Source organism: uncultured Granulicatella sp. (assembly GCF_963528195.1).
In the GTDB taxonomy this organism is placed as follows: Bacteria; Bacillota; Bacilli; order Lactobacillales; family Aerococcaceae; genus Granulicatella.
In genome coordinates, this window is record NZ_CAURVN010000002.1 from 14795 (window position 1) to 26615 (window position 11821).

Here is an 11821-nt window from a genome sequence, read left to right on the forward strand (position 1 = left end):
GTAGATGAACGAGGAATTATAATTCATCATCTTCTTCATCAAAATCACTATCTAACTCGTCATCATTAATAATTGATAAATCTTCATCTGCACTAACTTCTTCATCTAAGTCTTCGTCAGCACCTAATTCACTTAAATCTGAACGATATGCATCTAATTCTGTTTCTTCTTCATCATCTACATCATCGTCTAAGTCGATAACATCATCATCTTCTTCGTCTTCTAACAAGCCATCTTCATCTTCTGGATCATCATCATTGTAATCGATAAGATCTTCTTCAGTTCCAAAGGCATTAACTTTTTTACGTTTTTTACGACGTTTTTTCAAGTCTTCATCATCCATTGATGAAACAATTTCTTCATCGATTGAATCAATTGGATACCATGAACGTAAGCCCCAACGGTTTTCTCCAAGTGAAATGAAGCTTCCATCAATATTTAAATCTGTATAAAAACGAGCCATGCGTGCTTCTAATTGCTCATCGCTTAACTCCATATATGATTGAACTTCTACTAATAATTGATTAAAGTCCATCACTTCTTGTTTTACTTCCAAGATAGCATGCGCTACTTCAACCATTGATAATTCATTTTTGTTGATTCCATCCAGTGCTTTTAATTCCAAAGGATACACTTCCTTTCCACATATTCCTTAACAGTATAGCACACAAAAGCTATAATACGCTACTATTGCACAATGTTTTCTTTAAGAATTTCCATATTTACTGTAAATTCTCCTAAATTTTCTCCTAATTGAGATAATTGGTATTCAAAAGAAATTTGTTTCCAGTCAGATGAAACTTCTACATTCTTCGTTTTAATCTCAAATAAAATTTCTTGACCTTGCGCTAATTGATAACGTCCCTTTGTTTTCTTTTGATGTTGAAACAGTAATTGACTAGCTACTTCTCCTTTACGGAATAATTGAATTTCTCCATTAGATACTAACAAATCAACTTTTGTCTGTGTTTCTTTTTCTTGATACGACAATGCTAATTGTTTGTTTTCAATTTTCCATTCAATGGATTCAATCGGGGCTTCTAATTCCGTTTGTAAAGATTCTCCGGCTTGAATAATTTTTGTATGAACTCGAATCATTTTAATACCTCCATTCATTCTTTATGAAAAAGAGAGAAGGAGTGAATAAAAGTCGGAAATTCCGTTTTCTATTCACCCCCAATGGTTATTTAACTGAACATATTATAGAAAATTCTCTTCTTGTACGTTTCAGTTCTCTCAGTTATTAATATTTTGCTAATTCTTCTTGTAATAATTGGTTTACAATTCCAGGATTTGCTTTTCCTTTTGTTTGTTTCATAATTTGACCCACTAAGAAGCCAACTGCACGATCTTTACCATTTTTGAAGTCTTCAATAGACTGTGCGTTATTAGCTAACACATCTTGAATAATTGGTAATAATTGTGATGGATCACTTAATTGAATCATACCATGTTTTTCAACAACTTGACGAGCAGTTCCGCCTTCTTCAGCTAATAATAAGAATACTTTCTTCGCTAATTTAGAGCTGATTGTTCCATCTCCAATTAATTGAATCATTTCTGCTAAACTTTGCGGTGTTAATAATAGATCTTGTAATTCTAATTTTTTACTATTTAAGTGAGCAGAAATATCTCCCATTAACCAGTTAGAAGCTAATTTTGGATCGCTACCAGCTGCAACTGTTTCATCAAAGAAATCAGACATTTCTTTTGATAATGTTAAGACCATTGCATCATATTCTGGTAATCCAAATTCACGAATATAACGTTCACGACGAACGGTTGGCATTTCAGGAATTGATTGACGAACTTCTTCTACCCATTCATCTGAAATTTCTAAGTTTGGTAAGTCTGGTTCTGGGAAGTAACGGTAGTCACTTGAACCTTCTTTCACACGCATTAAAATTGTTTGTCCATTTGATTCATCAAAACGTCTTGTTTCTTGACCAATAACGCCACCACTACGTAATACTTGAGCTTGACGTACTTCTTCAAATGCTAAACCTTTACGTACATTATTGAATGAGTTTAAGTTTTTCAACTCTGTTTTTGTACCGAATTTTTCTTGGCCATAAGGACGTAAAGAAATATTCGCATCACAACGCATTGATCCTTCTTCCATTTTCACATCAGATACGCCTGTAAACATAATAATTTGACGTAATGCTTCTAAGTAAGCATATGCTTCTTCAGGAGAACGCATATCCGCTTCAGATACAATCTCAATTAACGGAGTTCCTTGACGGTTTAAGTCTACATATGAGAATCCATCCGTTCCGTGAGTATTTTTACCAGCATCTTCTTCTAAGTGAACACGTTCGATACGGATACGTTTTGTTTTTCCTTCTACTTCAATATCAATCCATCCATCATGACCGATTGGGTAATCAAATTGAGAAATTTGATACGCTTTTGGATTATCAGGGTAGAAATAGTTTTTACGGTCAAATTTTGTATGTTGTGAAATTTCACAGTTTAATGCTAATGCAGCACGCATTCCAAATTCAATCGCACGTTTATTAATAACTGGAAGTACCCCTGGATAACCCCAGTCAATAACTGTTGTATTTGTATTTGGCTCTGCTCCAAAATGAGCTGGTGAAGGAGAGAAGATTTTTGAATCTGTTTTTAACTCTACGTGAACTTCTAGCCCAATAATTGTTTCAAAATTCATCTTATGTTCCTCCTTATACGTTTGCTTGTTTTAAGTAATAGTCATTTGCTTGTTCAAATGCAAATGCTGCTTGATAAATCGTTTGTTCTTGGAAGTAATTTCCGATTAATTGAATACCAATTGGTAATCCTTCGCTAGAGAATCCAGCAGGTACAGAAATCGCTGGAAGTCCTGCTAAGTTTACAGGAACTGTTAATAAGTCTGCCATATACATTTCAATTGGATCATCATTTCTTTCTCCAATTCCATATGCAGTAGAAGTCGTTACAGGTCCTAAAATTAAATCATAGTTTGCAAATACATTGGCAAAATCTTGTTTAATTAATGTACGAACTTGTCCTGCTTTCTTGAAGTAAGCATCATAGTAACCAGAACTTAATGAAAATGTTCCTAACATAATACGACGTTTTACTTCCATACCGAATCCTTCTGTACGGCTCATGATATATAAATCTTCTAAAGTTTTCGCTTCAGCTGAACGGTGTCCATAACGAATACCGTCAAAACGTTGTAAGTTAGAAGATGCTTCTGAAGAAGCAATAATATAATATGCAGGAATACCGTATTTAGAATGAGGTAAGCTCACTTCTTCTACCGTTGCTCCTAATGCACGATATTGTTCAGCTGCTTTTAAGACTGCTTTACGAATTTCAGGATCAATTCCATCCCCTAAATATTCTACTGGTAAAGCAATTTTTAATCCTTTAATATTGCCATTAATTTGTTGGTAATAATTTGGAACAGGTACATTTACACTTGTAGAATCACGGTAATCATATCCACTGATCGCTTCTAATACTAATGCATTATCTTTAACCGTACGAGTTAATGGTCCAATTTGGTCTAAGCTTGATGCAAAGGCAATTAATCCATAACGAGATACACGGCCATAAGTTGGTTTCATTCCGACAATCCCTGTAAAACTTGCCGGTTGACGAATCGAACCACCTGTATCAGAACCTAAAGTGGCTAATACTTCTCCAGCTGCTACAGCTGCTGCAGAACCACCTGAAGATCCACCAGGAACTTTAGTTAAATCCCAAGGATTTCTAGTTTTCTTGAAATAAGAATTTTCTGTCGAACCACCCATGGCAAATTCATCCATATTTAATTTTCCGACATTAACAGCCCCTGTTTTTTTCAATAAGTCCATTACCTGCGCATCATAAATTGGATTGAAATCTTCCAACATACGACTTGCAGCTGTTGTGATTAAATCACGAGTTACAATATTATCTTTAATTCCGATTGGTAAACCTTGAAGAGAAAGAGCTGAATCATAACCTTTTTCGTCAGCAGCTTTTGCTTGAGCCATTGCTTCTTCTTCATTTAGAGCTAAGAAAGCTCCAACTTTATCATCTACTGCTTGAATTTTTTCAAATGTTGCACTAGTTAATTCTTGAGAAGTAAATTTCTTTTGAACTAAACCTTCATGCAAGCTTACTAATGTTTGATTTTCTAATAAACTCATGCGTCTTACTCCTCTCCTTCACCCATAATTGCAGGTACTTGGATAAATCCATCCTCGCTTGTTTTTACATTTCTCATTAACAAATCACGATCTGTTCCTTTTACCGGCACATCTTCACGTAAAACATTCACTAATGAATATCCATGAGTTGTAACTTCTACTCCTGTTGTATCCACTTCTTTTAATTGTTCTACCATATCGATGATATCACTCATTTGCTCTGTGAAATGTAAAATCTCATGATCTGCAAATGATAATTTCGCCAATTTTGCAACGTGACGTACTTCTGATTCTTCAATTGCCATGACTGTTCCTCACTTTCTACTTTTCTTTCGTTTCTATTGTAAAAGGCACGTACCTTTTATGTCAATCTTTAATCAAAAACATGGTACGTAAACACACCTTGAGCTGTATCTTGCATTAAGAATGCTTCCATTCCATTAATCGATGAAATACGAACTTCTACTGGTGTTGTTTTAGGTAAATATTTATTGGCAACATCTGTTACATGTTGTGCTAAAGCAATAATTTCTGATTCCCCATAAAATTGAGTCATAATATTGACAACCATTTTTTTAGCAGCACCTTCTTGATAATAAACTTTTGCGGTTACTCCTGATAAATTTGGGAAGAAGTTTTGAACTTCTGTTCTAAAGTTTTCAAAAGCTGATGATTCTTCTGTTGGATTACCATCAATTAATGGTAATACTACAATTTTTTGATTCATATTTGTCCAATTTGTAATTTCAGTACCTTCTACTGAAGTAGCTTCTAAAATATAAACTCCTCCACCGATATCATCTTTAGGAGCTTGCTTAAAGACTCCAAACACAATCGGCACTGTCTTTAATGCATCATTTTGACGCAAACGAGTCAACACCGTATTCGCAATCGATTTTGCTTGTTTTAACATCGCATCATTAGAAATTTCTTGCTCGGCATCTTTATCTCCTGCCGTGTAATAATCTACCGTATTCATCGCAAGACCAATACTAATTCCACCTAATTCATAATTGTTTTCTGTTTGAATCATAAAATCTTGTTCTAAAATTTGAGCTAAATAATATGGATTTCTCTTACTAGCGTCTGTCTCGCCATTATCTTCTGGATTTAACCCATCTGGATTTTTCTCAGATTTACGAGCGACCCATTGATTCGTAGTGGTAGAATCAATGACTTGTCCTTCTCTAAAGAAATATTGATTCGTTGGAAAAACTGCACGTGATAATTCAATTAATCCTGATTCAAAATTTCTTAAGTTAAATCCAGTATTTAAACTTAAAGTTGCTCCACGCGTTTTACTCACTTGATATCTTCCATTTGTAATTAATGCACGATAATACTGATTCGACAATTGATTTGTCGTTGATTGCACCACTTTTGAACGAGAAGATTCGGTTTCAACATTTTTTTGTGTTGCTTGATTAATATTCGCACACCCTGCTAATAACATCATTGTTGCACCAGCTAAAGTGATGATTTTTTTCTTCATAACTATTCCTTTCCTTCAATCATTGTTCTAAATTGTTCTTCATCCCATACTAAAATGCCTAGAGATTCCGCCTTTGTTAATTTACTTCCTGCTTGCACTCCAGCAATCACTAAATCTGTTTTTTTAGAAACAGATCCTGTCACTTTTCCACCTAAAGATTCAATCGCCTCTTTAGCTTCTTGTCTTGTCATCTGTTCTAAAGTTCCTGTTAACACAACTGTTTTCCCAGCTAATAAAGAATCTTCTAAAACGACTGACTTAGCTTTCCCTAAATAACGCATATTAACGCCTGCTGCTTTTAATTCTTCTAACATTTCTTGAACGGTTTCTTGGTTAAAATAAGCCAAAACGCTATGCGCAATCACTAATCCCAATCCTTCAATGGTAACCAATTCTTCCACAGTTACTTTTTGAAGGTTTTCCATTGTTTCAAAATGCATTGCTAAATCTTTTGCTGCTTTTGATCCGACATTTCGAATACCTAGACCCGTTAATAAACGCTCTAATGAATTTTGTTTACTTTTTTCAATGGCCTGTAAGATTTTCTGCGCAGATTTTTCTTTAATTTTATCGAGTGTTAGTAATTGCTCCAGTGTTAAGTGATATAAATCTGCTACATCTTGGACCAATCCACTTTCAAATAATTGATGAATAATTCTTGTTCCTACTCCAGACATATTCATCGCATCCCGAGATACAAAATGTGTTAATCCTTCTTTTAAAAGAGCTGGACATTTTGGATTCATACAACGTAAAGCAACCTCTTCTTCTAAATGAACGAGTGGATTCGAGCAAGACGGGCATTCTTTAGGAAATTCATACGGTTCTAATCCTTCAGGACGTTTATCTAAAATCACTCGAGTGACTTCAGGAATAATATCGCCCGCTTTATGAATGACAACTGTATCTCCAATTCGAATATCTCTTTCTCGTATTAAATCGACATTATGTAAGCTGGCACGTTTCACAGTAGTTCCCGCAAGAAAGACCGCATCCATCACAGCTGTTGGTGTCACTACTCCCGTACGTCCCACTGTCCATTCAATATCTCGCACAATTGTCTGTGCTTCTTCGGCAGGGAATTTATAAGCAATTGCCCATTTTGGAGCTTTTACAGTGAACCCTATTTCTTCTTGCGCTTTAAAGTCATTGACCTTAATTACAATTCCATCAATTTCATAAGGCAAGTTATTTCTTTCCACTGTCATTTTTTCAATAAATGCCCATACTTCTTCAATCGAATGACAAAGTACGCTTTCTTGATTCGTGACAAATCCTAATGCTTGCATCTTTTCCAGCAATTCCATCTGAGAAGCCACTTCTAAAGTTTCAACACTAGGACTTTGATATAGAAATACTGCTAAATTTCGACTAGCTGCCACTTTAGAATCTAATTGTCTTAAACTTCCTGCAGCTGCATTTCTAGGATTGGCAAATACTTCTAACCCTTCTTCTTCCCTTGATTGATTCAATTGTTGGAATGATTTCTTTGGCATATAACATTCCCCGCGAACTTCAATCGACCATGGATGCTCTAATGAAAGAGGAACGGATTTAACCGTTCTAATATTATGTGTAATATCTTCACCTATTACACCATCTCCTCTTGTAGCACCTAAAACTAATTGTCCTTCTTGATACGTTAGCGCTACAGATAAACCGTCAATTTTTAATTCGCAAACATAGTCAATCGTACGATTCGTTAATTTTTTAATACGATCATCAAATGCTTGTAAATCTTCTTTTGAAAAAGCATTTGATAAACTCAACATCGGGTTTTGATGGGTTACTTTTTCAAAACCTTCTAATACAACACCTCCAACACGTTGAGTTGGAGAATCTGGAGTAATCAATTGTGGATACTCCGTTTCTAGCCGTACTAGTTCATGATATGTTTCATCATACTCATGATCTGTAACTGTTGGACGATCTTGGACATAATATTCATGACTCCAACGATTTAATTGTTCTCTTAATTGTTGGACTTTTTGTTCTATTGAAGTATCCATTTACGACTCCTCTATTCTTTCAATTGGGGCAAAACTTGCTAATAATCGTTTAATACCCATTCCTGCAAAAGCTACATCAATTTCTTGATTCGTACCTTCCCCTGTCACTTTTACAACTGTTCCAACATTCCATTTTTTATGCATCACCTTGTCGCCAACTTTCCATACCGCTCCATCATTAGTAGCAACGGTTTGTTTACGTACTTGTCGAACGACTGATGGCTGGATGCTTGAAGGCTGAACTGCTTTTGGTTGATAAGCAGTTGCATGAGATTTCGCTCTATATTTGTCAAATAATGAACCCGAAGACGAAGTTTTCGAAGCAAATGAAGAAGACTCTCTACTTGTATAACTGTAAGATTGCTGTTGTTTTGAATCAAATAAGTCTTCACCAATTTCTACAATGAATCTTGATGGACGGTTCGTTTGTGTACGTCCATATAACAATCTGGAGTATGCATTTGTTAAAAATAATTTTTGTTCTGCACGAGTAATCCCTACATATGCTAAACGACGTTCTTCTTCCACATCGTCGCCATTCTCCATCATACTTCTTAAACTTGGGAAAATTCCTTCCTCTAATCCGATAATAAATACAACTGGAAACTCTAGCCCTTTAGCCGCATGAAGCGTCATTAATGTCACCATACGACCATCTCCATCATCACTATCTGCATCAGAAACCAAAGATAAATCTGTTAAAAATTGTAATAATGGAGAATCTTCCGACTCTTTTTCTAAACGATCTTGTTCGAATTGTTTTGCCACCGAAATAAACTCTTGAATATTTTCAATTCTCGCATCAGCTTCCATTGTATGTTGTTGTTCTAAAGCAGCAAGATATCCTGTTTTCTCAATCACTTGTTCTACAAATTCACTGATTGATAGAAATTCTTGCATTTTTCTCAAATCTTCAATCATTTCAGCAAATTTTTCTAAAGCTTTCGCTGCTTTCCCCGATAAAGGAGAGATTGCTGTTTGCGAACTGGCTTCTAATAATGAAAATTGATGCATAGAAGCAAAATTACTTAATTTCTCTAAAGAAGTAGCGCCAACCCCTCTTTTCGGACTATTGACAATTCTTCTAAAGCTTAAATCATCTTGAGGATTTACAATTAAACGTAAATATGCTAATAAATCTTTAATTTCAAGTCTTTCGAAGAATCGTTGTCCTCCTACTAAACGGAATGGAATATTTGATTTTAATAAATTTTCTTCCATAACACGAGATTGCGCATTTGTACGATATAAAATGGCAAAATCATCATAATGATAGCCATCTCTTAATAAACTTTGAATTTGCGACAATACATAACGTCCCTCATCTTGCTCCGATTGAGCACGGTAATACGTAATAGGTTGTCCTTCTTCGTTTTCAGTCCATAATTTCTTCACTTTACGATTAATATTATTTTCAATCACATGGTTAGCTGCTTGTAAAATCATTTTGGTAGAACGATAATTTTGTTCTAATAAAACAACTTTTGCATTTTGATAATCTTTTTCGAATTCTAAAATATTACTCATGTCAGCACCACGCCAACCATAAATACTTTGGTCTGCATCCCCAACAACACAAATATTTTTGAATTTCTTCGCTAACATCGTTACTAGTCGATATTGTGCATGGTTCGTATCTTGATACTCATCCACATGAATATATTGGAATTTTTGTTGATAATAATGCAATGTTTCAGGATATTTTTGGAATAATTGTACCGTCAACATAATTAAATCATCAAAGTCCAATGTCATACTTTTTGCTAGTTCTTTTTGATATTCACGGTAACATTTCGCAATAATTTGTTCCACATATCCCGTATATTTTTTACTAAATTCTTCCACATCTTCTAAATCATTTTTTGCTTGACTAATACGATTTAAAATCATGCGATAATCATATTTTTCGCTATCAATATCTAATTTTTTTAAAATTCGCTTCATTGCCGTTTGTTGTTCACTTGGGTCACAAATCGTAAAAGAACGTTGATAGCCTAATAATTCGATATCTCTTCTTAAAATACGCACACACATAGAGTGGAAAGTAGATACCCACATATCTTCAGCTTGCGAGCCAACTAATTGGCTTACTCGCTCTTTCATTTCACGTGCTGCTTTATTGGTAAAGGTAATCGCTAAAATATTCCAAGGATGAACCTCTTCTTCTGCTAAAATATACGCCATACGGTGTGTTAACACTCTTGTTTTCCCACTACCAGCACCTGCCATAATCAACAATGGGCCTTGAGTATGTTGAACTGCCTCTTTTTGACGTTCATTCATTCCTTCTAGTAATTTCGCCGAAATACTCACAAAGTCATCCTTTCTCTTGTTACATTCTAATCATGTAATCCACTTAATTCTAATTCATTGACTAAATCCACACTTGAAGCCCCTGTTAATCGAATCACTCCGACTGCTTCCTCTAGATTTCCACCTTCAACTTGGAAATATTCAAATTCCCATTGAGGTTTTATCACTGTTAAAATATGCGCTTTCTCTAACATTTCTTGATAAATCGGAACAATTAACCCTTCTTCTATCAATCCACTTTCTAAAACGCCCAATCCTGTTGCTAATCGTAAAACAATTTCACTAAATGATTGAGGAATTTGTCGTGCACTAAACTGATGTTGAAGAAATGGTAATTGATCCACTTTTGTCACATAAAAAATTCCACTTTTTGCCATTACTACTTGAATCGATACTAGAGTAGACCCTGAAATTGAACGCATTATTTTAGATGCAATCGTACGAAGCTCTCCAACCCATTCAGGATTCATTCGTTTAGACGCAATCGCATATTTTAATTTTCCATCTACATATACATCTTCCGTAATTGGTAAAATCGTAATGTGATCTTCATAATCCCGTAAAATCGTCATACTAAAGTGACGTTGACCGGGGACAAATGCTGTTACCATACAAGATTGTTCCTCTACTAGTTGGAACACTTGATCATCCATATCATGATCATACAACATCATTTGCGTATATTTTTTTTTGAAACGATTCGTCTCTAATACAGCAGGAAATCCTATACTCGATAATAAGCTTGGTAATTCCCCAATACTAGTAATCATTCCATAAGGCGCTACATTAATCGCATGTTCTTCCAAAAATAGTTTTTCAACCATACGATTTTGAGAAATCTCTGCTAATTCAAACGATTGATAATAACGAGTTTTCCCACTTAAAGATACAATTGTATCAATTTCAATCGCATTTGTTAAAACATAAATCGTGTCCACTTGTACTGCAAAGTTTGATAATGCTTGTTTATCCGAATAACGAGCAATTACTTCTTTATCTGCTAATAAAACACGTGGTTCATCTTCTTCACGGAAATGATAAATACGATATCCTAATCGCTTCGCTATTAAAATAACCGATGCAATTTGAGAATCTCCACCAATAATTCCAATAATACTTCCTGGTAATAATTGACTCATGTGTTTTCTACTCCTTTACAGACTTTTCTTGAAGTTGATCATATTGTGCTAAATGATATGTTTCAATGACCGTAATAATTTTTTGTGCATAAGTTGGATCTGTAGCATATCCTGCTTTTTGAAGGGCGTGTGCTGCTTCTTTATAATTTTTCGCTTTTAAAACTGGTTCATATAATTTTGGATTCCAATCCACTCCATAGGTCAATAATTTAGCATGTGCTTCTACAGATTCTGCCCAACTATTATAAACTCGAAACGGGGCCATAATGGTAATCCATTGACCATTGACAAATTCACTCGTTTCTAATTGAACAGTCGGCTCTGCAGCACCTGCTTTCATCCCATATAAATTATAGTAATCCTTTGATAATCCACTTTCTCCCCAATCAGACTCTAATATAGCCTGAGCTAAACTAATACTGGGTAAGACTTTATATAATTGATAAGCTTTTTGAGAAGACGGGACAAGTTTTTGAATAAATTGTTGATGGGCAATTTCCGTAGGGTCTTGCCTTGTTTCTTGAAACTGTAATGTACCCATAATAATCACACTACAAAGAGCCACGAACACTAAAACGAATCCTAGTGTTAATCTCTTAGCTCCTAATTTCATATGCGATTTCCATTTGATTGATTTTCGTCTTCCCACAACAACACCACTTTCTATACATAACTCTAATTTTATCATAAACCTTAATTTTACGCTTGAATTTTCCATGTTTT

At 34.8% G+C, this 11821-nt stretch carries 10 protein-coding genes; all 10 read right to left on the reverse strand.

The window, feature by feature from the left end:
- Positions 1-16: 16 nt before the first annotated feature.
- Complete coding sequence (rpoE, locus tag RWR88_RS01015; RefSeq protein ID WP_314450130.1) at positions 17-625, reverse strand: DNA-directed RNA polymerase subunit delta; 609 nt, start codon at positions 623-625, stop codon at positions 17-19.
- A 62-nt stretch (positions 626-687) separates the two neighbouring features.
- The gene (locus RWR88_RS01020; RefSeq protein WP_314450132.1) at positions 688-1098 is read right to left on the reverse strand and encodes a DUF1934 domain-containing protein; all 411 of its coding nucleotides are present in this window, start codon (positions 1096-1098) and stop codon (positions 688-690) included.
- Positions 1099-1243: 145 nt separating this feature from the next.
- A complete protein-coding gene (gene gatB, locus RWR88_RS01025; RefSeq protein WP_314348972.1) occupies positions 1244-2674 on the reverse strand; it encodes an Asp-tRNA(Asn)/Glu-tRNA(Gln) amidotransferase subunit GatB in 1431 nt (476 codons plus the stop codon).
- 13 nt (positions 2675-2687) lie between these two features.
- Positions 2688-4145 (reverse strand): Asp-tRNA(Asn)/Glu-tRNA(Gln) amidotransferase subunit GatA, encoded by a 1458-nt coding sequence (gene gatA, locus RWR88_RS01030; RefSeq protein ID WP_314450134.1) that lies wholly within the window; start codon positions 4143-4145, stop codon positions 2688-2690.
- Positions 4146-4150: 5 nt separating this feature from the next.
- Entirely contained in the window at positions 4151-4450 is a 300-nt protein-coding gene (gene gatC / locus RWR88_RS01035) for an Asp-tRNA(Asn)/Glu-tRNA(Gln) amidotransferase subunit GatC (RefSeq protein WP_227931903.1), read from the reverse strand.
- Between the two features lie 68 nt (positions 4451-4518).
- Positions 4519-5637, reverse strand: a complete 1119-nt coding sequence (locus tag RWR88_RS01040; protein WP_314450136.1) for a CamS family sex pheromone protein — start codon at positions 5635-5637, stop codon at positions 4519-4521.
- Positions 5638-5639: 2 nt separating this feature from the next.
- Positions 5640-7646, reverse strand: coding sequence for an NAD-dependent DNA ligase LigA (gene ligA, locus RWR88_RS01045; protein ID WP_314450137.1), 2007 nt, complete (start codon positions 7644-7646; stop codon positions 5640-5642).
- Entirely contained in the window at positions 7647-9959 is a 2313-nt protein-coding gene (pcrA, locus tag RWR88_RS01050) for a DNA helicase PcrA (protein WP_314450138.1), read from the reverse strand.
- A gap of 26 nt (positions 9960-9985) precedes the next feature.
- Complete coding sequence (locus RWR88_RS01055; protein ID WP_314450140.1) at positions 9986-11098, reverse strand: ATP-grasp domain-containing protein; 1113 nt, start codon at positions 11096-11098, stop codon at positions 9986-9988.
- Between the two features lie 7 nt (positions 11099-11105).
- The gene (locus tag RWR88_RS01060) at positions 11106-11747 is read right to left on the reverse strand and encodes a glycoside hydrolase family 73 protein (protein WP_314450142.1); all 642 of its coding nucleotides are present in this window, start codon (positions 11745-11747) and stop codon (positions 11106-11108) included.
- Positions 11748-11821 lie beyond the last annotated feature (74 nt).